At 51.1% G+C, this 24,613-nt stretch carries 25 protein-coding genes; 14 read left to right on the top strand and 11 right to left on the bottom strand.

Translation table 11 applies throughout. The features are described 5' to 3' along the window. Nucleotides 1–122 precede the first annotated feature (122 nt). Nucleotides 123–764 (top strand): bifunctional 4-hydroxy-2-oxoglutarate aldolase/2-dehydro-3-deoxy-phosphogluconate aldolase, encoded by a 642-nt coding sequence (locus tag AACU55_RS10635; protein WP_013575316.1) that lies wholly within the window; start codon nucleotides 123–125, stop codon nucleotides 762–764. A gap of 65 nt (nucleotides 765–829) precedes the next feature. On the opposite strand, the gene AACU55_RS10640 is transcribed toward AACU55_RS10635, so the two are convergent. Beyond that, the gene (locus tag AACU55_RS10640) at nucleotides 830–1,174 is read right to left on the bottom strand and encodes a RidA family protein (RefSeq protein WP_134706999.1); all 345 of its coding nucleotides are present in this window, start codon (nucleotides 1,172–1,174) and stop codon (nucleotides 830–832) included. Nucleotides 1,175–1,316: 142 nt separating this feature from the next. On the opposite strand from AACU55_RS10640, the gene AACU55_RS10645 reads away from it, so the two are divergent. From AACU55_RS10645 to rnd, 5 genes are all read left to right on the top strand, one after another. Beyond that, complete coding sequence (locus tag AACU55_RS10645) at nucleotides 1,317–3,230, top strand: ATP-dependent DNA helicase (protein ID WP_037034682.1); 1,914 nt, start codon at nucleotides 1,317–1,319, stop codon at nucleotides 3,228–3,230. A 129-nt stretch (nucleotides 3,231–3,359) separates the two neighbouring features. Beyond that, nucleotides 3,360–4,061 (top strand): tRNA (adenosine(37)-N6)-threonylcarbamoyltransferase complex dimerization subunit type 1 TsaB, encoded by a 702-nt coding sequence (gene tsaB / locus AACU55_RS10650; RefSeq protein ID WP_134707000.1) that lies wholly within the window; start codon nucleotides 3,360–3,362, stop codon nucleotides 4,059–4,061. Between the two features lie 62 nt (nucleotides 4,062–4,123). Next, on the top strand, nucleotides 4,124–4,756 hold the full coding sequence (locus tag AACU55_RS10655; protein WP_134707001.1) for a Slp family lipoprotein: 633 nt from the start codon (nucleotides 4,124–4,126) through the stop codon (nucleotides 4,754–4,756). Nucleotides 4,757–5,073: 317 nt separating this feature from the next. Further along, entirely contained in the window at nucleotides 5,074–6,771 is a 1,698-nt protein-coding gene (gene fadD / locus AACU55_RS10660; protein WP_134707002.1) for a long-chain-fatty-acid--CoA ligase FadD, read from the top strand. 97 nt (nucleotides 6,772–6,868) lie between these two features. After that, nucleotides 6,869–7,990: a ribonuclease D gene (rnd, locus tag AACU55_RS10665; RefSeq protein WP_134707003.1), complete on the top strand. Its 1,122-nt coding sequence runs from the start codon at nucleotides 6,869–6,871 to the stop codon at nucleotides 7,988–7,990. 347 nt (nucleotides 7,991–8,337) lie between these two features. Here rnd and minE read toward each other — a convergent pair whose 3' ends face one another. From minE to minC, 3 genes are read right to left on the bottom strand one after another with little or no spacing between them, the layout of a single operon-like run. Further along, a complete protein-coding gene (gene minE, locus AACU55_RS10670) occupies nucleotides 8,338–8,607 on the bottom strand; it encodes a cell division topological specificity factor MinE (RefSeq protein ID WP_013575323.1) in 270 nt (89 codons plus the stop codon). A 3-nt stretch (nucleotides 8,608–8,610) separates the two neighbouring features. Beyond that, nucleotides 8,611–9,423, bottom strand: a complete 813-nt coding sequence (gene minD / locus AACU55_RS10675; protein ID WP_013575324.1) for a septum site-determining protein MinD — start codon at nucleotides 9,421–9,423, stop codon at nucleotides 8,611–8,613. A 24-nt stretch (nucleotides 9,424–9,447) separates the two neighbouring features. After that, nucleotides 9,448–10,137 (bottom strand): septum site-determining protein MinC, encoded by a 690-nt coding sequence (minC, locus tag AACU55_RS10680; protein ID WP_013575325.1) that lies wholly within the window; start codon nucleotides 10,135–10,137, stop codon nucleotides 9,448–9,450. Between the two features lie 136 nt (nucleotides 10,138–10,273). Here minC and AACU55_RS10685 point away from each other — a divergent pair, with 136 nt between their 5' ends. The 4 genes from AACU55_RS10685 (at nucleotide 10,274) to AACU55_RS10700 (ending at nucleotide 13,084) form a co-directional block, all read left to right on the top strand. Continuing rightward, a complete protein-coding gene (locus tag AACU55_RS10685) occupies nucleotides 10,274–10,546 on the top strand; it encodes a YcgL domain-containing protein (RefSeq protein WP_013575326.1) in 273 nt (90 codons plus the stop codon). A gap of 122 nt (nucleotides 10,547–10,668) precedes the next feature. Beyond that, nucleotides 10,669–11,844 (top strand): lytic murein transglycosylase, encoded by a 1,176-nt coding sequence (locus tag AACU55_RS10690; protein WP_134707004.1) that lies wholly within the window; start codon nucleotides 10,669–10,671, stop codon nucleotides 11,842–11,844. Between the two features lie 26 nt (nucleotides 11,845–11,870). Beyond that, nucleotides 11,871–12,527 carry a fumarylacetoacetate hydrolase family protein gene (locus AACU55_RS10695; protein WP_013575328.1) on the top strand — a complete coding sequence of 219 codons (657 nt, stop codon included), beginning with the start codon at nucleotides 11,871–11,873 and terminating at the stop codon, nucleotides 12,525–12,527. A gap of 107 nt (nucleotides 12,528–12,634) precedes the next feature. After that, complete coding sequence (locus tag AACU55_RS10700) at nucleotides 12,635–13,084, top strand: YcgN family cysteine cluster protein (protein WP_134707005.1); 450 nt, start codon at nucleotides 12,635–12,637, stop codon at nucleotides 13,082–13,084. Between the two features lie 74 nt (nucleotides 13,085–13,158). On the opposite strand, the gene iraP is transcribed toward AACU55_RS10700, so the two are convergent. The 5 genes from iraP to nhaB all read right to left on the bottom strand — a co-directional run bounded on the left by iraP (nucleotide 13,159) and on the right by nhaB (nucleotide 17,512). Beyond that, nucleotides 13,159–13,500 carry an anti-adapter protein IraP gene (gene iraP, locus AACU55_RS10705; protein ID WP_013575330.1) on the bottom strand — a complete coding sequence of 114 codons (342 nt, stop codon included), beginning with the start codon at nucleotides 13,498–13,500 and terminating at the stop codon, nucleotides 13,159–13,161. A gap of 114 nt (nucleotides 13,501–13,614) precedes the next feature. After that, a complete protein-coding gene (locus AACU55_RS10710; RefSeq protein ID WP_037034663.1) occupies nucleotides 13,615–14,724 on the bottom strand; it encodes an AI-2E family transporter in 1,110 nt (369 codons plus the stop codon). A gap of 236 nt (nucleotides 14,725–14,960) precedes the next feature. After that, nucleotides 14,961–15,158 (bottom strand): hypothetical protein, encoded by a 198-nt coding sequence (locus tag AACU55_RS10715; protein ID WP_112151906.1) that lies wholly within the window; start codon nucleotides 15,156–15,158, stop codon nucleotides 14,961–14,963. 65 nt (nucleotides 15,159–15,223) lie between these two features. Continuing rightward, complete coding sequence (dsbB, locus tag AACU55_RS10720; protein WP_013575333.1) at nucleotides 15,224–15,754, bottom strand: disulfide bond formation protein DsbB; 531 nt, start codon at nucleotides 15,752–15,754, stop codon at nucleotides 15,224–15,226. Nucleotides 15,755–15,934: 180 nt separating this feature from the next. After that, nucleotides 15,935–17,512 (bottom strand): sodium/proton antiporter NhaB, encoded by a 1,578-nt coding sequence (gene nhaB, locus AACU55_RS10725; protein ID WP_013575334.1) that lies wholly within the window; start codon nucleotides 17,510–17,512, stop codon nucleotides 15,935–15,937. A gap of 244 nt (nucleotides 17,513–17,756) precedes the next feature. On the opposite strand from nhaB, the gene fadR reads away from it, so the two are divergent. Beyond that, nucleotides 17,757–18,479: a fatty acid metabolism transcriptional regulator FadR gene (fadR, locus tag AACU55_RS10730; RefSeq protein ID WP_013575335.1), complete on the top strand. Its 723-nt coding sequence runs from the start codon at nucleotides 17,757–17,759 to the stop codon at nucleotides 18,477–18,479. A gap of 121 nt (nucleotides 18,480–18,600) precedes the next feature. Here fadR and AACU55_RS10735 read toward each other — a convergent pair whose 3' ends face one another. Beyond that, a complete protein-coding gene (locus AACU55_RS10735; RefSeq protein ID WP_134707006.1) occupies nucleotides 18,601–20,136 on the bottom strand; it encodes a SpoVR family protein in 1,536 nt (511 codons plus the stop codon). Nucleotides 20,137–20,390: 254 nt separating this feature from the next. Next, on the bottom strand, nucleotides 20,391–21,221 hold the full coding sequence (locus AACU55_RS10740; protein WP_134707007.1) for an alpha/beta fold hydrolase: 831 nt from the start codon (nucleotides 21,219–21,221) through the stop codon (nucleotides 20,391–20,393). 240 nt (nucleotides 21,222–21,461) lie between these two features. On the opposite strand from AACU55_RS10740, the gene ydfZ reads away from it, so the two are divergent. From ydfZ to dadX, 3 genes are all read left to right on the top strand, one after another. Beyond that, nucleotides 21,462–21,680 (top strand): putative selenium delivery protein YdfZ, encoded by a 219-nt coding sequence (gene ydfZ / locus AACU55_RS10745; RefSeq protein ID WP_013575338.1) that lies wholly within the window; start codon nucleotides 21,462–21,464, stop codon nucleotides 21,678–21,680. A 480-nt stretch (nucleotides 21,681–22,160) separates the two neighbouring features. Next, nucleotides 22,161–23,462 carry a D-amino acid dehydrogenase gene (locus AACU55_RS10750; protein WP_037034652.1) on the top strand — a complete coding sequence of 434 codons (1,302 nt, stop codon included), beginning with the start codon at nucleotides 22,161–22,163 and terminating at the stop codon, nucleotides 23,460–23,462. 72 nt (nucleotides 23,463–23,534) lie between these two features. Next, nucleotides 23,535–24,608, top strand: coding sequence for a catabolic alanine racemase DadX (gene dadX / locus AACU55_RS10755; protein ID WP_134707008.1), 1,074 nt, complete (start codon nucleotides 23,535–23,537; stop codon nucleotides 24,606–24,608). Nucleotides 24,609–24,613 lie beyond the last annotated feature (5 nt).

The following is a 24,613-nucleotide window of genomic DNA, read 5'->3' on the forward strand; positions in this document are numbered from 1 at the left end:
GGAGAGTAGTATCGTCCAATCGGGTGTGGTCGGTTACTGGCAGGGTTTAAATTCTGCTGGTCCCTGTGGCAGGGGCGCGCCATCAATCACAACGGTGCCTGCGGGCATGAATGGAGAACAAGATGAAAAACTGGAAAACAAGCGCGGAACAAATTCTGACCTCAGGGCCGGTTGTTCCTGTGATTGTTATCAACAAACTGGAGCATGCGGTTCCGCTGGCTAAAGCGCTGGTTGCGGGTGGCGTCCGTGTGCTGGAAGTGACGTTGCGCACCCCATGCGCGATGGATGCGATCCGTGCCATTGCTCAAGAAGTGCCGGACGCTATCATTGGCGCAGGTACGGTACTCAATCCTGAGCAACTGGCTGAAGTGACCGAGGCGGGTGCCCAGTTTGCGATTAGCCCTGGCCTGACTGATGCTTTGCTGAAAGCAGCCAATGCCGGTTCTATTCCTTTAATCCCGGGGATTTGTACGGTATCCGAACTGATGATGGGTCTGGATGCTGGTCTGCGTGAATTTAAGTTCTTCCCGGCTGAGGCCAATGGCGGCGTGAAAGCGTTGCAGGCGATTGCCGGTCCGTTCCCGCAGGTGCGTTTCTGCCCGACTGGCGGAATTTCGCCAGCGAACTACCGTGATTACCTGGCGCTGAAAAGCGTGCTGTGTATCGGTGGTTCATGGCTGGTGCCAGCCGATGCGCTGGAAAGCGGTGATTACGCACGCATTACTGAGCTGGCGAAAGAAGCGGTCGCCGGTGCAAAGATCTAAAACAGCGACGTGCTGAAAATGAAAAACCTCCCGCGGGAGGTTTTTTTATGTCTGCTGATCAGTGCTTAGCGTGCGGCAATGATCTTGATTTCAATTTTGTATTTCGGATTCATCAGGTTAGCCTGAACCGTGCAGCGTACCGGTGCATTGCCCGGTGATATCCAGGCATCCCAGGCTTCATTCATCGCCGGGAAATCTTCTTTATTGACCAGAAACAGTGTGGCATCGAGAATTTTGCTCTTATCCGAGCCCGCTTCCGTCAGCGCAGCATCGATAATGGCCAGCGTTTCTGCGGTCTGGTCTTTTGCATTCGCGTCCAGATTTTCCGGCACTGCCGTGTAATAAATGGTGTTGTTATGGATAACGATGTCGGACATCCGTGGCTCAGGTCGGATACGCTCGATGGTCATATTATGGCTCCAGTTAGTCACTTTTTTATGATGCCGCTAAGGGTATCACAAAGGATGAATACGTTGGATTGGCAGATGGCGGTGGTAGTCGGGGCGAGGGATTGGCATAATCACTGCTGATCCGTACAGGTAGAGAGACAGAGTGACAGACGATTTCGCAACAGACGGCGCACTGGCGCAGAAAATTGAAGGTTTTAAACCCCGTGAACCTCAGCGTCTGATGGCGCAGGCTGTCAGCAAAGCCATCAGCGGTAAGCAAGGGCTGGTGGTGGAAGCCGGTACTGGTACCGGTAAAACCTACGCGTATCTGGCACCGGCATTGCGCTCCGGCAAAAAAGTCATTATCTCCACCGGTTCGAAAAACTTACAGGATCAGCTTTATTCCCGCGATTTGCCCAAAGTTGCCAGCGCGCTGAATTTCAAGGGCCGTCTGGCGCTGCTGAAAGGGCGCTCAAACTATTTGTGTCTGGAACGTCTGGAGCAGCAATCGCTCTCCGGCGGCGATCTTGCCAGCCAGGCGCTCAGCGAACTGGCGCATCTGCGTCACTGGTCGAGCAGCACGGAAGAGGGCGATATCAGCACCTGCACCGTGGTACCTGAAGACAGCTTTGTCTGGCCGCTGGTGACCAGTACCAACGACAACTGTCTGGGGAGTGACTGCCCGCTTTACAAAGAATGTTTCGTGGTAAAAGCCCGCCGTAAGGCGATGGACGCCGATGTGGTGGTGGTGAACCATCATCTCTTTATGGCGGACATGGTGGTGAAGGAGAGCGGCTTTGGTGAGCTGATCCCCGAAGCTGACGTGATGATTTTCGACGAAGCCCATCAGATCCCTGACATCGCCAGCCAGTATTTTGGCCAGCAGGTCACCAGCCGCCAACTGCTTGATATGGCAAAAGACATTACTATTGCTTACCGCACGGAAGTCCGTGACTCTGTGCAGTTGCAGAAAAGCGCTGACCGGCTTAGCCAGAGCACGATGGATTTCCGTCTGGCGCTCGGCGAGCCCGGTTTTCGCGGCAATCTTCGCGATGTTCTCAGTCAGCCTGCCATTCAGCGTGCCTTACTGTTGCTCGATGACGCGCTGGAACTTTGCTACGACGTGGTTAAATTGTCCCTCGGCCGTTCTGCGTTGCTGGATGCGGCTTTCGAGCGCGCCACGCTTTACCGCAACCGTCTCAAACGCCTGAAAGACGTGTCGATCCCCGGTTACAGTTACTGGTACGAATGTAATTCACGCCATTTCGTCCTGGCGCTGACTCCCTTGTCGGTGACCGACAAATTCAGCGAGATGATGAAAGAAAAACCGGGGGCGTGGATTTTCACCTCGGCAACGCTTTCGGTGAACGATCAGCTGCATCATTTTACTGAGCGTCTGGGGCTGGATGAGGCAGAAACGTTGCTGCTGCCGAGCCCGTTCGATTACGCCAAACAGGCGCTGTTGTGCGTTCCGCGTTTTCTGCCTGAATCAAATGTGCAGGGCAGTTCGAAACAGCTGGCGCGGATGTTGCGCCCGCTTATCGAAGCTAATAAAGGCCGCTGTTTTTTCCTGTGTACGTCTCACAAAATGATGCGTGAACTGGCGGAAGAATTCAGGGCCAGCCTGACGCTGCCGGTTTTGTTGCAGGGCGAAACCAGCAAGGGCCAGTTGCTGGCGCAGTTTGTCGAAGCCGGTAACGCCTTACTGGTCGCCACCAGCAGTTTCTGGGAAGGCGTGGACGTGCGCGGTGACGCGCTGTCGTGCGTAATTATCGACAAACTGCCGTTCACGTCGCCTGACGATCCATTGCTCAAAGCCCGTATTGAGGATTGCCGTCTGCGCGGCGGAGATCCGTTCAATGACGTACAATTACCGGATGCTGTCATTACGCTTAAACAGGGTGTCGGACGTTTGATCCGTGATACGGATGATCGCGGGGTGATGGTGATTTGCGATAACAGGCTGGTAATGCGTCCGTATGGTGAAGTTTTTCTCAACAGCTTGCCGCCGACGCCACGCACGCGAGATCTGACGCAAGCGATCCGCTTTTTACAAAACGCTGAAGAGCAGAATTAGCCCTTTGTTTATGCTAAGATGCCGCCCCGAAAAAGGCTCTTGTACCCGTCATATTTCACGTTGCAGATGCGTTGACTGCGCGCGAGGTATTGAGGGTATAACTTATTAATTTCCCGCCTGAGGTTTGGCATGTCCACGCGAATTTTAGCAATTGATACGGCGACAGAAGCCTGTTCGGTTGCGCTTTACGATCAGGGCGAAACGCTCGCTCATTTTGAACTCTGCGCCCGCGAACATACGCAGCGCATTCTGCCGCTGGTGCAGCAGATCCTCGCCGAAGCGGGGCTTTCCCTGAAACAACTCGACGCACTGGCCTTCGGCCGGGGACCGGGGAGTTTCACCGGCGTGCGCATCGGCATTGGTATCGCGCAAGGCTTATCGCTCGGCGCGGAACTGCCTTTGTTGCCCGTCTCCACCTTACTCACCATGGCGCAGGGTGCTTACCGCCAGACCGGCGCGGAACAGGTGCTGGCAGCCATTGATGCCCGCATGGGCGAAGTGTACTGGGGTGAATTTACCCGCAATACACAAGGTGTCTGGAGCGGTGAAAATACCGAGACGGTCATCAAACCTGAACAACTGATGGCGCGTACCGTTGAGCTAAACGGGCGCTTTGCCACCGTGGGTACGGGCTGGGAAGCCTATCCGCATTTACTGGGTGAATCCCCGGCGGCAGATTTATTTGATGGAAAAATGTTACTGCCGCAGGCGGAAGATATGTTGCCGCTGGCGCTGCAGCTCTGGGAAAACGGTATTCGCGTTAATCCGGAAGATGCTGAACCGACTTACCTGCGTAATGAAGTTACGTGGAAAAAGCTGCCAGGCCGATAAGTCATGGCAACTTGTGCATCAAAAGACGGTCAAAATGAAGAGTTTGCACAGGAGTCATCGTAATGCGTAAGTGGTCTGTTGTTCAGCAGTTATCAGGTGTAACGGGTAAGAAAATGGTGCTGAGTGCTGTTGCACTCAGCGTGTTGGTAATATCAGGGTGTGTCACCGTGCCCGATGAAATTCGTGGGACCACGGCTACGCCGCAAATGAATTTACAGGCCGTGCAGGGCGCGCCGAATTTGTACGTCGGGCAGGAGTCGCGTTTTGGCGGCAAAGTGATTGCCGTAACCAACCTGCAAAACAAGACGCGTCTGGAAATCGCAACTGTTCCGCTGGATGACGGTGCTCGCCCGATTTTAGGGGCAGCATCACGCGGACGCATCATGGCTTACATTAACGGTTTTGTGGATCCGGTGGATTACCGCAATCAGTTAGTGACCGTCGTCGGGCCAATTACCGGCGTGGAAAAGGGCACCATCGGCCAGACGTCTTATGATTTCGTTACCGTTAATGTCAACAGCTACAAACGCTGGCGGATACAGCAACAGGTCGTCATGCCTCCGCAACCTATCGGCCCGTGGGGCTATGGTTTTGGCGGACCGTATGATTCCTGGGGGCGGGGGTTTGGGCCCGGTTGGGGTCCCGGCTGGTATAATACAGCACCGGCCCGGGTCGAAAGCGTCGTCACCGAATAGACCGCCGCCGCCGCGTGGAGCTCCGCCTTCTCATGGCGCGCTTCCCCCGGCAACAGTAAAACCGGCAGCGACGCATTCTGTTGTGCCGCTGCCCGGGAAATGACCTGAAGAGAAGCGTTGTTAAGGCGGCTTAATTGCCGCCTTTTTATTTTCTGCCATGGACGGTTGACAAAGTAAGGGCACAGAAAAAGTGACCCGCCTCTCAACCTCGACATTGTTTGAAACGCAACTGGTAAGCTGAGTTAAAATATTGTTAAAGACGTGATAAAACTCGTCGAATAGAGACGGCAACAGAACATGATTTCAGGAGTGATACCTTGGAAAAGGTTTGGCTAAAACGATATCCGGCAGATGTTCCTGAGAACATCGACCCTGACCGCTACAGTTCGCTGGTCGAGATGTTTGAAAATGCTACGTTGCGTTACGCTGACAATGCGGCATTTATCAACATGGGCGAGGTGATGACTTACCGCAAGCTCGAAGAGCGCAGCCGTGCTTTCGCCGCCTATTTGCAAAATGAGCTTGGGCTCAGGAAGGGCGACCGCGTTGCCCTGATGATGCCGAATCTGCTGCAATACCCGATTGCCCTGTTTGGCGTATTGCGCGCCGGCATGGTGGTAGTCAACGTCAATCCTCTGTATACGCCGCGTGAACTCGAGCATCAGCTCAACGACAGCGGTGCCAGTGCCATTGTGATTGTTTCAAACTTTGCACATACCCTGGAAAAAGTGGTGTACAAAACCCAGGTTAAGCATGTGATCCTGACCCGAATGGGCGATCAGCTTTCTGCGGCGAAGGGGACGCTGGTTAACTTTGTGGTGAAATATATCAAACGGCTGGTGCCTAAATACCACTTGCCGAACGCGATTTCCTTCCGCACCGCCTTACAGCGCGGACGTCGTCTGCAATACATCAAGCCCGATATCATTAATAATGATCTGGCGTTCCTGCAATATACCGGCGGAACGACGGGCGTGGCGAAAGGGGCGATGCTGACCCACCGCAACATGCAGGCGAATCTCGAGCAGGCGAAAGCGGCCTACGCGCCGTTGTTACAGCCGGGACATGAACTGGTGGTAACCGCACTTCCGCTGTATCACATTTTCGCACTGACAGTGAATTGCCTGCTGTTCCTTGAACTGGGCGGTAAAAGCCTGCTCATCACCAATCCGCGCGACGTGCCGGGGATGGTCAAAGAACTCGGGAAATATCCTTTCACGGCTATCAGCGGCGTGAATACATTGTTCAATGCGTTGCTCAATAATGAAGATTTCCGTGAGCTTGACTTCTCCTCGTTGCGTCTTTCTGTCGGCGGCGGAATGTCGGTGCAGAAATCAGTGGCAGAGAAGTGGGAAAAACTGACCGGTAAACATCTGCTGGAGGGTTACGGACTGACAGAATGTTCACCGCTGGTGTCGGGTAACCCGTATGATTTGAAACATTACAGTGGCAGTATCGGTCTGCCAGTGCCGTCCACGGAAGTCCGTCTCGTGGATGATAACGGCCAGGATGTCGGGCCTGGTCAGCCTGGCGAGCTGTGGGTTAAAGGCCCGCAGGTTATGCTGGGTTACTGGCAACGGCCTTCCGCCACCGATGAGGTGCTAAAAGATGGCTGGTTATCGACGGGCGATATCGTTACAGTGGATGAGCAGGGCTTCTTACGGATTGTTGACCGTAAAAAAGACATGATTCTGGTTTCCGGTTTCAACGTTTACCCTAACGAAATTGAAGAGGTGGTTTCACAACATGACAAGGTACTCGAAGTTGCCGCCATTGGCGTGCCGGATGAGTCGTCGGGTGAAATCGTCAAAATTTGCGTGGTGAAGAAAGACCCATCACTGACCAGCGAAGAGCTTCTCGCACATTGTCGTCGGTTATTAACCGGTTACAAAGTACCGAAGATTGTCGAGTTCCGCGACGAGTTGCCGAAGTCAAATGTCGGTAAAATTCTCAGAAGGGAACTTCGTGATGAGCAGCTGAAACCGAAAGCCAGTCCGAAGCAGGATGCGGCATAGCGGATTGCCTGTTCAGTCAGAAAGAGTCAGATTCTTAACGCCGGCGATGTCCGGCGTTATCACGTTATAACGCAGTAATGATTAAGAGAATGATGTTTTGAATTATGAGTTGATCACCACCAATGACGCGCTGGAGCAAGTTTGTCTTCAGGCCAAAGCGCACAGTAAAATTGCGCTGGATACCGAATTTGTCCGTACCCGCACGTATTATCCGCAACTGGGGCTCATACAGTTATTCGATGGCGAACGGCTGACGCTGATCGACCCATTGCCAATCACCGCCTGGCAACCCTTCATTGATTTGCTGGTTGATCCTGATGTCATCAAATTCCTGCATGCCGGCAGCGAAGATCTGGAAGTTTTCCTGAATGCCTTTGGGGTGATGCCTTCGCCGCTGATTGATACGCAGATCCTCGCTGCTTTCAGCGGACGCCCGTTGTCCTGTGGTTTTGCACGTCTGGTGGCTGAAACCACCGGCGTTGAGCTGGATAAAAGCGAATCGCGCACTGACTGGATAGCCCGTCCCCTGAGCGAAAAGCAATGCGTCTATGCTGCGGCTGACGTGTGGTATCTGCTGCCGCTGGCCGATCAACTGATGCGTGAAACACAAGAAGCTGGGTGGATGGATGCCGCGCTGGATGAATGCCTTGCTCTGTGCCGCCGCCGTAAGGAAGTGCTGCAACCGGAACTGGCTTATCTGGAAATCAGTAACGCTTTTCAGTTGCGTCCACGCCAGTTGGGATGCCTGAAGTTGTTAGCCGCGTGGCGCCTGAACCAGGCCCGTCAGCGTGATCTGGCCGTTAATTTTGTAGTCCGTGAGGAGAACCTTTGGCAGGTGGCGCGCTATCAGCCAACGTCGCTGGGCGAGCTGGAAGCGCTTGGTCTGAGTGGCCCGGAGATTCGCTATCACGGGCGTACGTTGCTGGCGCTGGTGGAGGAATCGAATGCACTGGATGAAGCTGAACTGCCCGCACCGATTTTGAACCTGATTGATCAGCCGGGTTACCGCAAAGTCTTTAAGGATATTAAGGCACTTATTCAGACTGTCAGTGAAGAGAGTAAACTGAGCGTTGAAATGCTGGCATCACGTCGCCAGATTAATCAGTTACTGACCCATCACTGGAAGTTAAAAGATAAAGAATCACAACCTGAATTAATCAGTGGCTGGCGCGGGAAGTTGTTAGCTGAAAGACTGAATGAAATTTTGAGCAATTATTGATTCCTTCTTTTAAGAAGGAAAGTGAATACGCGTTAAAAAGAGCGGGCAATTGTCCCGCTCTTTTTATTTTATATTTCCCGATAACGCTTAATCCTAAAATAGCGGCAATCAGGCCAGTCTGGGGATATTAAATTCCAGCCAGAATGAGAGAAGTCTTAATCAAGAATTATCAGGAATAAGCGCAAACAGACAGAAAAAGAACCTGTTTAATGGGGTTATATACAGTGGTTATTTCGGGGCGGGAAGAGAATAGCGGAAGGGAACGAGATAAAAAGCAGTAGCCCCCTGAAAAAACAGGGGGCGCTATGCTGAAAAAAACACCTGCGAACAAGGCAAACAGACTGCTGTCATTTAGGCGTTTCTTCCGATTCTGGCAGGGTGACGTTAAGTTCCAGTACGGAAATATCGTCACCTTTTTGCTCGAACTGAACCTGCAACATTTCTGGGTCAATCTTAATGTACTTACAGATGACTGCCAGAATGTCACGTTTCAGTTCAGGCAGATATGATGGTTCACTATCCCCTCGACGCCGTTCGGCTACGATGATCTGTAGCCGTTCCTTGGCTATATTGGCTGTCGATTTTTTGCGGGACAGAAAGAAATCTAACAATGCCATGGTTTATCCCCCAAAAAGGCGTTTCAGGAAACTCTTCTTCTCTTCCTCAATGAAACGGAATGCACGTTCTTCCCCAAGCAGACGGCTGACAGTATCGTCATACGCTTTCCCTGCATCGGATTCCTGATCCAGAATGACCGGCTCGCCCTGGTTGGACGCGCGCAGTACAGACTGATCTTCCGGGATAACCCCGATCAGAGGAATACGCAGGATTTCCAGCACATCTTCCATGCTCAGCATGTCGCCACGGCTGACACGGCCCGGGTTGTAACGGGTAAGAAGCAGATGTTCTTTGATAGGCTCTAAGCCTTGTTCCGCACGGCGAGATTTTGAAGACAAAATGCCCAGAATGCGGTCGGAGTCACGAACGGAAGAGACTTCTGGGTTGGTGGTGATCACGGCTTCATCGGCGAAATACAACGCCATCAGTGCGCCGGTTTCGATGCCCGCAGGGGAATCGCACACCACGAAATCAAATTCCATTTCGGCTAAATCGTTCAGGATCTTCTCAACGCCTTCGCGGGTCAGTGCGTCTTTATCACGTGTTTGCGAAGCCGGAAGAATAAACAGGTTTTCGGTGCGTTTATCTTTGATAAGCGCCTGATTCAGCGTGGCATCACCCTGGATCACATTAACGAAATCATAAACCACCCGGCGCTCACAGCCCATAATCAGGTCGAGATTACGCAGACCGATATCGAAATCGATAACTACAGTCTTTTTGCCTTTTTGAGCTAAACCGGTAGCAATGGCCGCGCTTGAAGTGGTCTTGCCAACGCCCCCTTTACCCGATGTAACAACTATGATGCGTGCCATGAATGGATTCCTTGTCAAAAGGGCTTAGTTTAAAGGTTGTATGGTTAACACATTATTTAACAGGCTGAGGCGCGCTGCCTGACCGAGATAATCGGCCGGGATTTGATCACTCAACCAGTATTGCCCTGCGATAGAGACTAGTTCAGCGCCTAACTGCGTGCAAAAAATCTGACAATTTGCATCGCCTGCGGCGCCAGCCAGCGCTCTGCCTCGCATCATGCCGTAGATGTGGATATTGCCATCGGCAATCAGTTCCGCACCTGCGCTAACACTGTTGGTCACGATGAGGTCGCTGTTACGGGCATAAATTTGTTGGCCGGATCTGACCGGAGTACTGACAATGCGGGTTTTAGCCGGTGCATTGTCGGGCACGACAGGAACCGGTGGTTCTGCAGCGATACGCTGTGCGCGGCCTTCACTCAGCAGCGGTAAACCGGTGCGGGAAAGTGCGCGTTTTTGCGCCTCATCTTTGCAACCACTGATGCCAACAATGCGAAAGCCTGCAGAAGCGACAGCCTGTTGAATGTCTTTCCAGTTTGCTTCACCGGTCAGTGAGGCAACGTTGATAACAACAGGGGCATTTTTCAAAAAGGCTGGAGCTTGCTCCACTTTTTCCTGTAATGCCTGGTAAATAACCTCAGGTTGTGAACTATGTAAATGAACAACCGATAAGGTAAAACTGCTGCCTTTTAGTTCTATTGGCGATTGTGACATCTATCCTGACTCAGTCTCAGCAACTCTAAATCCCCGGAATACCACTCGGGGGGCGATATTCCGATGTACGATAAGCATGTTATAGTTACAGTTATATCTAGGCAAGCCACCGTTTCAATTAAATAGAGTTAAAAAAATGCTTTGTGTGATCTATAGAAGTACTAAACGCGACCAGACTTATCTGTATGTCGAAAAAAAAGACGATTTTTCCCGTGTGCCTGAAGAATTACTCAAAGGTTTTGGCGTGCCTCAGTTCTCAATGATGCTAAACCTGGCAAACCGTGAAAAACTTGCCACAGCAGATATTGCTAAAGTGCGTCAGTCGCTGGAGGAGCAGGGTTATTATCTGCAGGTTCCACCGCCGGTAGAAAGTTTATTGAATATTCATCTGAACGACGCCAGTAAATAACGCATTCCTGACATTTGTCTCGGCACTCCTCGAACTTTCAGACGGCATGACTTGCATTCATCTTGGTCGTGCTCAAAGCTTATAGCGATGAATCACTTGCAGAAGTCAAAAGGAAGAAATTGATGAAATTGTCGGCACTGGCCGTGTTAACACCGCTGATCATCCTCAGTGGTTGTGCAGCACAGAAAGCTACCTCAGGGCAACCCTCTACACCATCCACTGCGGCAACACAGCCTGCTGCTGCCGCACCGGCAGCGCCTTCTGGCAAAACGTCTCTGGCTGAACAGGGGCGGGACCCCGCGGAATTCCCGGCTTATGTCGAACAACTCAAAGCACAGGCGCTCTCACAAGGGATCAGCCAGCAGACCATCGACAGCACCTTCGCCAACATTCATTTTGTTGACCGCGTAATCAATTCAGATCGCAATCAGCTCGAAAAGAAAATTACCCTCGACGATTATCTGACACGCGTTCTGCCTGAATGGAAGATTAAACAAGGGCAGGAACAGCTTCAGAGTAATTTGCCTGCGCTGACAAAAGCCAGCGAACGTTATGGGGTTCAGCCGCAGTACATTGTGGCGTTATGGGCGATGGAAAGCAGCTTCGGCAAAATTCAGGGTAAAGAGGATGTATTCTCTGCGCTGGCCACACTGGCCTTCGAAGGACGTCGTGAAGCCTTCTTCACCAAAGAATTTATGTCGGCGCTTAAAATTGTCGATTCCGGTAAAGCCACCAGCGACATGATGAAAGGTTCCTGGGCGGGTGCGATGGGGCAGTCGCAGTTTATGCCAAGTTCTTATCTGACTTACGGCGCTGACGGTAACGGCGACGGCAAGATAGACATCTGGGCAAACACCGATGATGTTTTTGCTTCCACGGCCAATTATTTGGCGAAAGAAGGCTGGAAAGGCGATCAGGGCTGGGGCCAGGAAGTGAAATTACCGGCTAACTTTGATGGCGCTCTGTCGGGGCTGAAAAATAACCAGATGCATCCGGCCAGCTACTGGCAGCAGCGCGGCGTGACGCAAGTTGACGGCAGCCCGCTGATGTCGACAGCGACCCGTTCATGGATTATCACACCGGATGACACGCAGGGGCGCGCGTTCCTGGTTTACGATAACTTCCGTACGATCATGCACTGGAACCGTTCAACCTATTTCGCGCTGAGTATCGGCATGATGGCGGATGGTATTATGGGCTCGCAGTCACCGGTGGTTTCCGGCGATTTAGCACCGGCGACAACTCCGGCGCCTTCTGCACCGTTAGCGCCAGCACCGCATAATCCGTTCAGCGGCTGAAATTCCTAACTTCAAGGAGTAGCTGTATGTACCAACACAGAGACTGGCACGGCGCGTTACTGGATTTTCCGGTCAACAAAGTCGTGTGTGTCGGCAGTAACTACGCCGATCATATTAAAGAGATGGGCGGGCAGAAAGCGGCGGAACCGGTGTTATTTATCAAGCCGGAAACCGCTTTGTGCGATTTCCGCCAACCCATCGTCATCCCGAAGGATCTCGGTGCGGTACATCATGAAGTCGAACTGGCGGTACTTATCGGCACACCACTGAAGCAGGCGACGGAAGATCGCGTCGCCAATGCTATCGCTGGTTACGGGCTGGCACTTGACCTGACGCTGCGGGATTTGCAGTCGACGTTCAAACAAGCCGGACAACCCTGGGAAAAAGCCAAAGGGTTTGACGGTTCCTGCCCGATGAGCGGATTTATTCCGGTAAGTGAATTTGGTGATGCACAACAGGCTGAACTGCGGTTAGAGATCAATGGAGAAGTGCGTCAGAGCGGGAATACCCGCGATATGCTGACGCCGCTTCTGCCGCTGATTGCCTATATGAGCCGCTTCTTCACGCTGCGCGCGGGCGATATCATTCTGACCGGTACACCACACGGCGTCGGCCCGCTAAAAGCGGGTGATGAAATTGTGGCTACACTTAATGGTAAACAGGTAAGTTCCCGCGTGATCTGACGGCGTTTTTCCTCTCCGCCGGAACCCATTTCCGGCGGCTTTACTTGCATCTGCAGGCTAAAGCGTCTATATAAGCACCCTCATTTTCTTTATACCGGATGCACATTATGACTGAACCCGCTTTTTGGCAGCACAAAACGCTGCCTGAAATGACCGACGAAGAATGGGAAGCATTGTGCGACGGCTGCGGACAATGCTGCCTGCATAAGCTGATCGACGAAGACACCGATGAAATCTATTTCACCAACGTCGCCTGTAACCAGCTCAACATCAAGTCTTGCCAGTGTCGTAACTATGAACGTCGTTTCACGCTGGAAGAAGATTGCATTAAACTGACCCGCGAAAACCTGACAACCTTCGACTGGCTGCCGCCAACCTGCGCCTATCGCCTGATCGGCGAAGGACGCCCGCTGCTTCCCTGGCATCCGTTGCTGAACAAAGCATCGAAATCGGCCATGCATACAGCGCAGATCTCCGTACGTTACATCGCCGTGCGTGAAGACGACGTTGAAGACTGGCAGGATCACATTCTGAATAAGCCAAGCTGGGCCAGATAACCGATTTTGCCCGCAATCAGAAAACAAAAAGCCCCGGCAATCATTGCCGGGGCTTTTTATTACGAATTTTTACACTAAATCTCAGAGTCGGGTCTGACACCGTTCATGGCGCTGAGAGCCTCGGCATCCAGTTCAGGATCTTCTTTATCAATCAGTCGGGTCAGTTCAATGAGTGCCTGGAATTGCTCGAACAAAATCTTAGCGTCTGATTTAAGCATCTCATCAGCAGAGTCCAGCACTGAGTTGATGGCTTTGTTTACGCTTTCGATAATTTCCTGGGGGCCGCCATTTTTGCCGACAGTTAAAAATATAGCACTCAGTAAAAGGGACTGAGCCTCAACCTGTGCGGTAAGTTGCTTGGAATCCGCTTCCATGTGGGAGATTTTTGCGACCATACTTAAGATGATATTTTTCATTCATTGCCCCTTCAGACAAAGAGTATCTATTGCTTCTTATTTCTACGCCAGGTTATGAAAACTTCATAATCATATTTGGTAAAACTCGGTAGATTGTCGCAGTTGCTGAGAGCCTCAGGCATCTGGATGGTTTTTCCCTTCTTCGATAAAGTCTTCATTAATCTCATCGGTATTGTTCTGATGATCCCGGCCGGAAAGAATGTTCCAGCAGGCGATGAATAACGCGGCAATCAGCGGTCCAATCACGAAGCCATTGATGCCATACACTTCCATACCGCCAAGTGTGGTGACCAGGATAAGATAATCCGGCATTTTGGTGTCTTTGCCGACCAGCAGCGGACGTAACACGTTATCCACGATGCCGATGACCACCACGAAGAAGGCCACAATAAAGATCCCCTGCCACAGCATCCCGGAGGCGAAGAAATAAATCGCCGCAGGCACCCAGATAATGGCTGAACCCACTGCCGGAATGATCGACAGGAACGCCATCAGAGCACCCCAAAGCAGGCTTCCATCCAGACCGGCGATGTAAAACGCAATACCGCCCAGTGCGCCCTGTACAACCGCCACCACAACGGTGCCTTTTACTGTCGCGCGAGAAACGGCTGCAAACTTCATAAACAGATGGTGCTTTACATACCGTGACAACGGCAGGGTGGCGAGTGTCAGATTGACCAGGTAAGCGCCATCCTTGATCAGGAAGAACAGGACATACAGCATGATGCCGAAACCCACGACAAAGCCGAATGTGCTCTTACCTATTACGAAAACGCTGCCGGCCAGATACTGACTACCTTGCAGTGCCACATCAGAAAGTTTTTTCTGAATCTCAGCGGTGCTGTCGAGATCATGGTCTGACAGGAAGTGCCGTGCCCATCGTGGTAAATGATGGATGAAATCCGCCAGGATCACGGGCAGCTGTGTCTGATTTCCCTGCAGTTTGGTATAAACCGCATTGAATTCAAGTGCCAGCGACGAGGTTATAATCGCCAGAGGGGTGAAGACAATCAGACAAATTATCAAAACGGTCAGCAGAGAGACCACACCGTTGCGATCACCGACAACCTGTTTCAGCCGATTTTTTAACGGATTGAAGATGACGGCGAGAATAATGGCCCATAGTACGGAAGAGTAGTAAGGCCTTAATACATCGAAAAAAGCCAAAGTTACGATAAAAAGAATTGCGATGAAAAAGCCTTTTGAAAAACCTTTAATGAACATTTTTGTTCCTCTGATAAATCTTTTAGCCCTCGTAGCATAGAATGCATTGACGAATTTACAAACGTAGGTCTTTTTTTGTGCAGTGTGTTGTGTGCAGAAGGGGGAAGGGGGAAATCTTACCTCTGATCAAAAGCAACGCCGGGATTAATGGAACTCCGCCATTGCACCCGCGTTAATACCTGTCATTCCATTTCCGTTAAACGTCACTGTCGATTTCTATCCCTGATGTTTAAATTTTATTTAAACAGACCGTATAACACGAAACCAGCGACGACCCAGAAGGCGACGCAGGCTCCAACACAAATGATCCAAATGGCCCAGACGGGAAGATTTTTCATTGCACGTTCCAATAATGGTAATAAAAAGCACAGAGGCAGAAAGCCCGTGTTGAGCGGGCGCTGCAGATAATACATCACGTCTGTTTTGGAAAACATCTTCTCCTCCACAGACATAAAAAAAGCGCCATCAGAGGCGCTTTTCCGTGTCAGCAAGGACTGAATTAACGACCAAATAAATCGCGACGTTTTGGTTTAACGAACTGAGCCAGTAGCACCAGAACAGCAATCACCATAAACACGCTGAAAATCACGACCAGCCACTGTGGCATGCCCAGTGACAGGAATTCCCACTGTTTTTCTGCACAATCACCGCTGGCGATAAACATCCACGGGAACCATTTGTCCAGTGGCAACCAGCTTGGGAAACGCGCGGCAAAATCACAGGTGGCGAACGGAGAAGGGTGCAACTGAATCATGGTGTGTTCCCATGACAGGCGGATACCTTCGTAAGCACTGTAGAGCCAGATGAGGATCCCGGCATAGCGTAACCATGTGGAAGGTGCGATAGCACCGACGAGGCCAGCCAGCAGAATACCCATCAGAGCACAACGTTCATAAATACACATGACACAGGGCTTAAGTAACATCACGTGTTGGAAATACAATGCAACCAGCTCAAGTGCCAGTGCAGTCAGAGCCATCAGAAGCCATGCACCGCGACCTTGTGAACAGCGGTTAAGATATTGCAACATAGAAAATTTTCCCTGCAGTTAGCTACTGACACGCAGTGTAAACCAATTGCTTGCTGCTGCCAGCCTGTCCGAATCAATATTCGGTAAATAATTAATATAAATCGGACAATTCGACTTTAAATTCTGTAATTTCCTGAGTGAAGGTGCTTACAGGAGATTACTGACTCAATCTTTCCTTCATCAATGCACCGGCATGATCTCAGTTACCGGGGGCAAACTCAGCCATCCCATGTCGCTGTACCACTGGGTCATATCGGGCAACAGATACTGAACACACAACAGGCCGACGAGTGTCATGACCACAGTGTACGGCAATGCCATCCAGACCATCCTTCCGTAAGAAAGCCGGATCAGCGGTGCAAGGGCAGAAGTCAGCAGGAACAGGAAGGCTGCCTGACCATTGGGTGTCGCCACTGAAGGCAGGTTGGTGCCGGTATTAATGGCCACGGCCAGCATCTCAAATTGTTTCAGATCGATAATGCCATTTTCCAGCGCCGATTTGGCTTCATTGATGTAGACCGTACCGACGAAAACGTTATCTGAAACCGATGAGAGCAAACCGTTGAACAGGTAAAAGAGTGAAAGCTGGTTGGACGGTGCAGCCTGAAGTACAAAATGAATGATCGGGCTGAACAGATGCTGTTCGACGATCACGGCAACAATGGCAAAAAATACCGTCAGCAGGGCAGTGAACGGCAGTGAATCCTGGAATGCCTTGCCGATGGCATGTTCATCCGTCACACCACATAACGCGGTTGCAAAGATAATCACCGTCAGGCCGATCAGGCCAACCTCAGCGAGATGGAATGCCAGCGCAACAATCAGCCACACACCAATCACCGCCTGCACAGCCAGTTTTATACGCTCCTGCTTCGTGTTGTTCTCGCTGTTCTTTTGATCAAACTTTTTAAGCACTTCATACACCGGATGTGGCAGTTGCGCGCCATAACCAAACCAGCGGAAGCGTTCTACCAGCGCACATACAATAAACCCGCAGAAAAAGACCGGCACGCTGACCGGCGACATGCGGATCAGAAAATCGATGAATTGCCAGCCTGCGCTTTTCGCGATGATCAGGTTTTGCGGTTCGCCGACCATCGTCATCACGCCACCCAGCGCGGTACCGACACCGGCGTGCATCATCAGGCTGCGTAAAAATGCGCGGAATTGTTCAAGCACAGCCTGATGCTGCTGATTGCCGGTAAAAGAGCTGTCGTCATTGACCTCAGTATTTTCATTCTGATTTGAAGCAACGTTGTGATAAATGGAATAAAAGCCCACTGAAACGCTGATCACCACGGCAATAACGGTCAGTGCGTCCAGGAATGCGGAAAGAAAGGCGGCAGCAAAACAAAACGCCAGTGAAAGGGCAATTTTATTGCGCAGATTCAACAACAATTTGGTGAACACGGTTAACAGCAACTGCTTCATGAAATAGATGCCAGCGACCATGAAAATCAGCAACAAGATGACTTCCAGATTAGCAGACACTTCTTCGCGGATCCGTCCTGCGCTGGTCATGCCGATCATGACGGCTTCGATGGCGAGCAATCCACCCGGCTGAAGCGGGTAGCATTTAAGCGCCATACCTAATGTGAAAATGAACTCAATCACCAGCAACCAGCCCGCGATAAAGGGACTGATGAGGAAGAAAATCAGCGGGTTAACAATCAGAAAAACCAGAATTGCTATTTTGTACCAGTTTGGCGACTGGCCAAGAAAATTCTTTATGAATGCGCGGCTGTAGGTTGTTTCCATATTGCCCAAAGGTCCTTTATATATATTTTATTAATGTTTCAAAAAGATAGGTAAGTTTAATCGTCTGCCTGGATTTTTCAATAATAAAGGGCGATGCAATAAATCCATGAAAAATGTGAAATTCTGTCAGCCCACCCACAGTTTCAACATTACTTCCGCCCGGACGCTATAACAGGGCATTTTCATCTGGTATGATGAGATGAACTATATCCCTAATAAAAGCCCCACACGGAACGACAAACACATGGTTATTAAGGCACAAAGTCCTGCCGGTTTTGCCGAAGAGTATATCATCGAAAGTATCTGGAATAGCCGCTTCCCTCCGGGTTCAATTTTGCCTGCTGAAAGAGAGCTTTCAGAACTCATTGGTGTAACCCGAACCACATTGCGTGAAGTGTTACAGCGGCTTGCCCGCGATGGATGGTTAACCATTCAGCACGGTAAACCGACGAAAGTGAATAATTTCTGGGAAACATCCGGCCTGAATATTCTTGAAACGCTGGCGCGTCTGGATCATGACAGCGTACCGCAGCTGATTGATAATTTGCTGTCTGTGCGTACCAACATCGCGACGATCTTTATCCGCAAGGCGATGCGTACCAACCCGGAAGAAACCCAACAGGTTCTCGCGAAAGCGACTCAGGTTGAAGATCATGCCGAAGCCTTTACGGCGCTCGATTACGGCATTTTCCGTGGTCTGGCATTCGCCTCTGGCAACCCGATTTATGGTTTGATCATCAACGGACTGCGTGGTCTTTATACCCGCGTCGGACGCTATTATTTCTCCAATCCTGAAGCGCGCAAACTGGCGATCACTTTCTATAAAAAGTTGTCTGATATCTGCCACGAGAAAAGCTACGAGCAGATTGTGGATTGTGTGCGAAATTATGGCCGTCAGAGCGGTGAAATCTGGCACAGCATGCAGGGTGCTATGCCGGGTGACCTGGCCGAACAAAAACATCGTTAATTCCCTTTATCCTTCAAACAGTCTCATCGTTGGCTGCCTCGATATAATTTGAAGGATTGAGGGAGCCAGTAATAACAAAAGGGCGCTTAGCGCCCTTTTTTAATGCCTGAAAATGGAAATTTTACAGCGGTATCGGACGTGGCGGGCAACGTTCGAGTAACTCGACGCTGCCGTCTTCATTGAGTTGCTCGATAAAGACATCGAAGCCCCACAGGCGGTGGACGTGTTTCATCACTTCACGGCGGCTTTTATCAAGCGGTGCCCGGTCCTGCGGAATGTAGCGTAATGTCAGCGAGCGGTCTCCGCGCAAATCCACATTCCAGACCTGAATATTCGGTTCGTGATTACTCAGATTATACTGCGCCGACAACTCCTGACGAATTGCACGGTAGCCTTCCTCATTGTGGATCGCGGCGATTTCCAGATAATTATTGTGATCGTCATCGAGCACCGTAAACAGACGGAAATCACGCATCACTTTCGGTGACAGGAACTGGCTGATGAAGCTCTCGTCTTTAAAGTCACGCATCGCAAAATGCAGCGTGTCGAGCCAGTCTGAACCAGCGATATCCGGGAACCAGTAACGGTCTTCCTCCGTCGGCTCCTGACAGATACGCTTGATATCCTGCATCATCGCGAAACCCAGAGCATACGGGTTGATACCACTGTAATACGGGCTGTTATAAGGCGGCTGATACACCACATTCGTGTGACTGTGCAGGAACTCCAGGATGAAACGGTCGGAGACTTTTCCTTCGTCATACAGATGATTCAGGATGGTGTAATGCCAGAATGTCGCCCAGCCTTCGTTCATGACCTGAGTTTGTTTCTGCGGATAAAAATACTGGCTGATTTTACGCACAATGCGCAAAATTTCTCTCTGCCAGGATTCCAGCAAAGGCGCATTTTTTTCCATAAAATACAACAGGTTTTCCTGCGGTTCCGGCGGGAAACGTCGCGCCTGTTCCGGTGCGTCTACACTGTCTTTGCGTGGCAGCGTTTTCCACAGAGAATTCACCTGACTTTGCAGGTATTCCTCACGGCTTTTTTGCCGCGCCAGTTCTTCCTGCAGGGAGATTTTTTGCGGACGTTTATAGCGGTCAACGCCGTAATTCATCAGCGCGTGACAGGAATCCAGCAACCGTTCAACTTCATCGACACCATAGCGTTCCTCGCATTCACTGATATAACGCTTGGCGAACAGCAGGTAATCGACGATGGAACTGGCATCGGTCCAGCTTCTGAACAGATAGTTATTTTTGAAGAAAGAGTTATGCCCGTAGCAGGCATGGGCCATCACCAGCGCCTGCATGGTGATCGTATTTTCTTCCATCAGATAAGCGATACACGGGTTGGAGTTAATGACGATTTCGTACGCCAGACCTTGTTGTCCGTGCTTATACAGCTGTTCGGTTTCGATGAATTTCTTGCCGAACGACCAGTGAGTGTAATTGATCGGCATGCCAATGCTGGAATAGGCATCCATCATTTGTTCGGAAGTGATGATCTCGATTTGATGCGGATAAGTTTCAAGCCGGTAGGACTTCGCCACCCGGTCAATCTCTTCGAGATAGGTTTGCAATAACTCAAACGTCCAGTCCGGTCCATCGCTAAGACGTTTGTCCTCAGTTTTTTGCTTTTGGGTCACTGTCGTCATAAGCCGCACCCTCATTCAGTTATGGACGCTACAGAGTGTTTGATTCACAACCTTTTCTTAAGATTTCGCACGTCCATTGATAATCGTAGCTCAATCTGAGTGTGTCGTTAGATAAACACCATGAATCCATTCCTCAACAAATCTATATCCTTAAGGCAGGAGACTGTCAATCGGCGGGCAATAAAGAGCCCAAAGCCGCGTACAGTCTGGCTTTGGGCGAACAATATCAGGAGACAGGCGCAAACAGCGGGGGATTAACTGCGGATAAATTCTAACAAATCCTGATTTATCTGATTCTTGTGTGTGCTGCACAGACCATGAGATGCGCCCGCATAAACCTTACCTTTGCCATTTGGCAACAACTTAAGCGCAGCTTCGCTGGAGGAGGCGGGTGGCACAATCTGGTCATCATCACCGTAAATCACCAGCGTCGGGATCGTCATCTTCTTCAGGTCTTCGCGCTGATCGGTTTCAGAAAACGCTTTAACACAATCATAAAGTGCTTTTATTGAACCCTGCATACCCTGGAGCCAGAAACTTTGGCGTAAACCTTCTGACACCTCAGCACCGGGGCGGTTGAAACCATAAAATGCGTCGGGCAAGTCCAGGAAAAATTGGGAACGATCTTTTGTCACACCGCCACGGATACCGTCGAAAACAGAAAGAGGTAATCCACCGGGATTGAAATCTGTTTTGATCATAATCGGTGGCACTGCACCAATTAATACCGCTTTTGCCACCCGCGAGATGCCGTGCCTGCCAATATAACGGGCAACTTCGCCGCCGCCGGTAGAGTGCCCGACGTGTATCGCGTCTTTGAGATCCAGATAAGCCGTCAGTTCGGCCATGTCATCTCCGTACTGGTCCATATTATTGCCTTCCCATGACTGGGAAGAACGCCCGTGTCCGCGGCGGTCGTGGGCAATAACGCGATAACCATGTTCTGCCAGAAACAGCATCTGATCTTCAAAAGCATCCGACGACAGGGGCCAGCCGTGGCTAAAAACCACCGGCTGTCCGCTGCCCCAATCCTTATAAAAAAGTTGTGTACCATCTTTAAGCTTCAGAAAGTTTGAGTTATTCACAATCGACTCCTTATTGCTGAAAATTGCTGAAATGAACGGTGCAAAACAGAAACCGATTGAAGTGTAGGTCAGTAATTGCGTCGTTGCGATATGAGTCACATTTTTAAAATGGCAACGTGGCGGGACAGGGTATGAAATTTAACCTGATACTTAGCAGGGTTTATATATTGAAACTTAATTTTTACGGGTATAGCATTAACCCGCTATTGTTTGTTATTGATGCTTTAGGAGGTCAAGAAAATGGTAAATACCTTTACTTATGATAGATATAGAAATCGTATCGGCCAGGGCGTTCGTGTAATGGATGCCGAAACGGGCGTTACCGGCAAAATTACCGCGTTCAGGGTGAAATCGAGTTCACCGGAAGAAATTCGCCGCGAAAGTTGCGTACAACTGGAAGGGCAGACGGGCCTGTTTAAACCTGTCTCTCTGATGAGACTGGAAACGACGTCTGCCTGATTTTTTCTGTTACGCCGGTAAATTCCCGCAATATAAGGCCACTATGAATAGTGGCCTTAATGTTTTACGCAGCCACCTCCGCTTTGCCTCGTTTTATAAATCCCCGTTCAACCTGAACGTCAATTCTCCGCGCAGCGTGAGGGAATATCACATGCCTGTTTGTTTGTGGTGTTTTGTGCTGATGCATGGCTTGTATGCAAGAATAAAAACCTGCAACAAAACTGACCCTGAAGCGTCGGGAGTCTTGTGACATCAATGCAATCAATGCTGTCATTACGCCATAAATTTCTTGCCGCATGGCCGGAATGTTGCGGAATATCGTTATTTATTTCTGGCTATTGAAATAAATGCTGTCATGAACGATAAATAAATGTGAAAGACCTCACGGTTGTGAGTGCCTGTGTTGGTGATTTTTCTCAGTCAGGTTAATTTCCTGTCATCAGAATATTATGCTTTGTTTTGTCGTGGAGTGGAGTCGATATGCGTGTGGTGATTTTAGGCAGTGGTGTGGTCGGTGTCGCCAGTGCATGGTATCTGGCTAAAGCGGGTCATCAGGTGACGGTTATTGACCGCCAGTCCGGCCCGGCAGAAGAAACCAGTGCGGGTAATGCAGGACAGATCTCACCGGGCTATGCTGCGCCGTGGGCGGCTCCGGGGGTTCCGGTCAAAGCCGTCAAATGGATGTTCCAGAAGCACGCGCCTCTGGCGATTCGCCTCGACGGAACACAGTTCCAGCTTAAATGGATGTGGCAAATGCTGCGTAACTGCAACATGGACCACTATCAGACCAACAAAAGCCGCATGGTGCGTCTGGCGGAATACAGCCGTGACTGCATGAAAGCGTTACGCGAAGATACCGGCATTCAGTACGAGGGTCGGCAGGGCGGCACGTTGCAGCTTTTCCGCACCGCGCAGCAGTTTGAAAGCGCAGCCAAAGACATTGCGGTGCTGGAAGACGCCGGTGTGCCGTATCAGTTACTCGAATCCAGCCAGCTGGCGACTGCAGAACCGGCGCTGGCTCAGGTTGCGCACAAACTGACCGGCGGCCTGCGTTTACCCAATGATGAAACCGGCGACTGCCAGATGTTTACCCGCAAGCTGGCAGACATGGCGCGTCAGGCGGGAGTTATCTTCGAATTTAACCGCACGGTGGATAAGCTGCATATTGAAAACGGCGAAATCACTGGCGTGCAGTGTGGCAATGAGGTCGTCAGGGCGGATGCATACGTGGTGGCATTCGGTTCGTATTCCACCGCGTTGCTGCGTGATCTGGTCTCCATTCCGGTTTATCCGCTGAAAGGCTATTCCCTGACGATTCCGATTACTGATCCGGCTTCTGCGCCGGTGTCTACCGTACTGGATGAAACCTATAAAATTGCTATCACCCGTTTTGATGACCGCATCCGCGTCGGCGGTATGGCGGAGATTGTCGGCTTCAACCTGAAGCTGGCGCAGGCGCGCCGCGAAACGCTGGAGATGGTGGTCAAAGATCTCTATCCGAACGGCGGCAACGTCGAACAGGCCACGTTCTGGACGGGGTTGCGTCCGATGACGCCGGATGGCACGCCGATTGTCGGGCGTACGCGCATTAAGAATTTGTATCTCAATACCGGCCACGGCACGCTGGGCTGGACGATGGCCTGCGGCTCCGGGCAGTTGCTCTCGGACATTATGTCCGGCGTGACGCCTGCGATCCCATCCGATGATCTCTCGGTTGAGCGTTACAGCCCGGATTTCATTGCCCGTCCGGCTGGCCCGCACAAAATGCATCCGGTAGGCTGAACCTGCTGTAATCCGATCCCATGCGGGGTTTGATGCCGCATGGTTTTTACTTTGCTTATTGCCGGAGCTGGTATGCCTCGCCCGATTTCAGCCACATTGTCTCAGTCTGCGTTAACTCAAAACCTGAACATCATTCGCGGTTTTGCCCCCAACAGTAAAGTCTGGACGGTGGTGAAAGCCAACGGCTACGGCCACGGTATATCCCGTATCTGGCGCAGTTTATCCGCCACTGACGGTTTCGCTTTACTTGATTTCAATGAGGCGATTTTACTGCGTGAGTCCGGCTGGCAGGGACCGATATTACTGCTTGAAGGTTTTTTTACCGCCGAGGATCTGGCTATTGTTGATCAATATCGCCTGACCACGGCCGTACACAGCGAATGGCAGATAAAAGCCCTTGCGCAGGCCAGCGTCAGCCTGCCGGTCTGTATCTACCTGAAAGTGAACAGTGGCATGAACCGCCTGGGTTTTGCGCCTGAGCGCGCCGGTGCTGTCTGGCAGCAGTTACGCGAGCTGAAGCAGGTGGGGGAGATCACGCTGATGAGCCATTTCGCCACCGCTGACAGTGTGGAAGGTGTCGATGCGCAGATGAGTGTGATTAACCTCGCCGGGCAAAACATTCGCGGCCCGCGATGTCTGGCCAATTCCGCTGCGACGCTGTGGCATCCGCATACACATCATGACTGGATCCGTCCGGGAATTATTATCTATGGCGCGTCGCCAAGCGGTGAGTGGAAAGATATTGCGCATACCGGTCTGCAACCGGTAATGACGCTTAAAAGCGAGCTGATTGCCGTACAGGAACTTAACGCCGGTGCGCGCGTGGGTTACGGCGGGCGTTACAGTGTAACTCGTCCTCAGCGTATCGGCGTGGTGGCCTGTGGCTATGCGGACGGATATCCGCGCCATGCGCCTTCCGGTACACCGGTTTGGGTAGACGGCGTGCGAACGACGACGACGGGCACGGTTTCAATGGATATGCTGGCTGTGGATTTAACGCCATGCCCGCAGGCGCAGATGGGTGCGCCGGTTGAGTTGTGGGGGAATAATTTACCGGTGGATGACGTGGCAACAGCGGCCGGTACGCTGGGTTACGAACTGCTGAGTGCGCTGGCACCCCGCGTACCGGTGTCGACAATCGGTTAAAAAAC

Origin of the sequence: Rahnella sp. CJA17(1/100) (genome assembly GCF_963881615.1) — a bacterium.
GTDB classification, from domain to species: Bacteria; Pseudomonadota; Gammaproteobacteria; order Enterobacterales; family Enterobacteriaceae; genus Rahnella; species Rahnella aceris.

What these genes read in the sequence shown, in the direction of transcription:
- iraP (WP_013575330.1), bottom strand. Translation starts at nt 13,500, where the DNA reads ATGAAAAATATCATCTTAAGTATGGTCGCAAAAATCTCCCACATGGAA.
- AACU55_RS10655 (WP_134707001.1), top strand. Translation starts at nt 4,124, where the DNA reads ATGCGTAAGTGGTCTGTTGTTCAGCAGTTATCAGGTGTAACGGGTAAG.
- fadR (WP_013575335.1), top strand. Translation starts at nt 17,757, where the DNA reads ATGGTTATTAAGGCACAAAGTCCTGCCGGTTTTGCCGAAGAGTATATC.
- AACU55_RS10695 (WP_013575328.1), top strand. Translation starts at nt 11,871, where the DNA reads ATGTACCAACACAGAGACTGGCACGGCGCGTTACTGGATTTTCCGGTC.
- ydfZ (WP_013575338.1), top strand. Translation starts at nt 21,462, where the DNA reads ATGGTAAATACCTTTACTTATGATAGATATAGAAATCGTATCGGCCAG.
- AACU55_RS10635 (WP_013575316.1), top strand. Translation starts at nt 123, where the DNA reads ATGAAAAACTGGAAAACAAGCGCGGAACAAATTCTGACCTCAGGGCCG.
- dadX (WP_134707008.1), top strand. Translation starts at nt 23,535, where the DNA reads ATGCCTCGCCCGATTTCAGCCACATTGTCTCAGTCTGCGTTAACTCAA.
- minE (WP_013575323.1), bottom strand. Translation starts at nt 8,607, where the DNA reads ATGGCATTGTTAGATTTCTTTCTGTCCCGCAAAAAATCGACAGCCAAT.
- minD (WP_013575324.1), bottom strand. Translation starts at nt 9,423, where the DNA reads ATGGCACGCATCATAGTTGTTACATCGGGTAAAGGGGGCGTTGGCAAG.
- AACU55_RS10640 (WP_134706999.1), bottom strand. Translation starts at nt 1,174, where the DNA reads ATGACCATCGAGCGTATCCGACCTGAGCCACGGATGTCCGACATCGTT.
- AACU55_RS10750 (WP_037034652.1), top strand. Translation starts at nt 22,161, where the DNA reads ATGCGTGTGGTGATTTTAGGCAGTGGTGTGGTCGGTGTCGCCAGTGCA.
- AACU55_RS10685 (WP_013575326.1), top strand. Translation starts at nt 10,274, where the DNA reads ATGCTTTGTGTGATCTATAGAAGTACTAAACGCGACCAGACTTATCTG.
- nhaB (WP_013575334.1), bottom strand. Translation starts at nt 17,512, where the DNA reads ATGGAAACAACCTACAGCCGCGCATTCATAAAGAATTTTCTTGGCCAG.
- minC (WP_013575325.1), bottom strand. Translation starts at nt 10,137, where the DNA reads ATGTCACAATCGCCAATAGAACTAAAAGGCAGCAGTTTTACCTTATCG.
- dsbB (WP_013575333.1), bottom strand. Translation starts at nt 15,754, where the DNA reads ATGTTGCAATATCTTAACCGCTGTTCACAAGGTCGCGGTGCATGGCTT.
- tsaB (WP_134707000.1), top strand. Translation starts at nt 3,360, where the DNA reads ATGTCCACGCGAATTTTAGCAATTGATACGGCGACAGAAGCCTGTTCG.
- AACU55_RS10700 (WP_134707005.1), top strand. Translation starts at nt 12,635, where the DNA reads ATGACTGAACCCGCTTTTTGGCAGCACAAAACGCTGCCTGAAATGACC.
- AACU55_RS10690 (WP_134707004.1), top strand. Translation starts at nt 10,669, where the DNA reads ATGAAATTGTCGGCACTGGCCGTGTTAACACCGCTGATCATCCTCAGT.
- AACU55_RS10710 (WP_037034663.1), bottom strand. Translation starts at nt 14,724, where the DNA reads ATGTTCATTAAAGGTTTTTCAAAAGGCTTTTTCATCGCAATTCTTTTT.
- AACU55_RS10715 (WP_112151906.1), bottom strand. Translation starts at nt 15,158, where the DNA reads ATGTTTTCCAAAACAGACGTGATGTATTATCTGCAGCGCCCGCTCAAC.
- AACU55_RS10735 (WP_134707006.1), bottom strand. Translation starts at nt 20,136, where the DNA reads ATGACGACAGTGACCCAAAAGCAAAAAACTGAGGACAAACGTCTTAGC.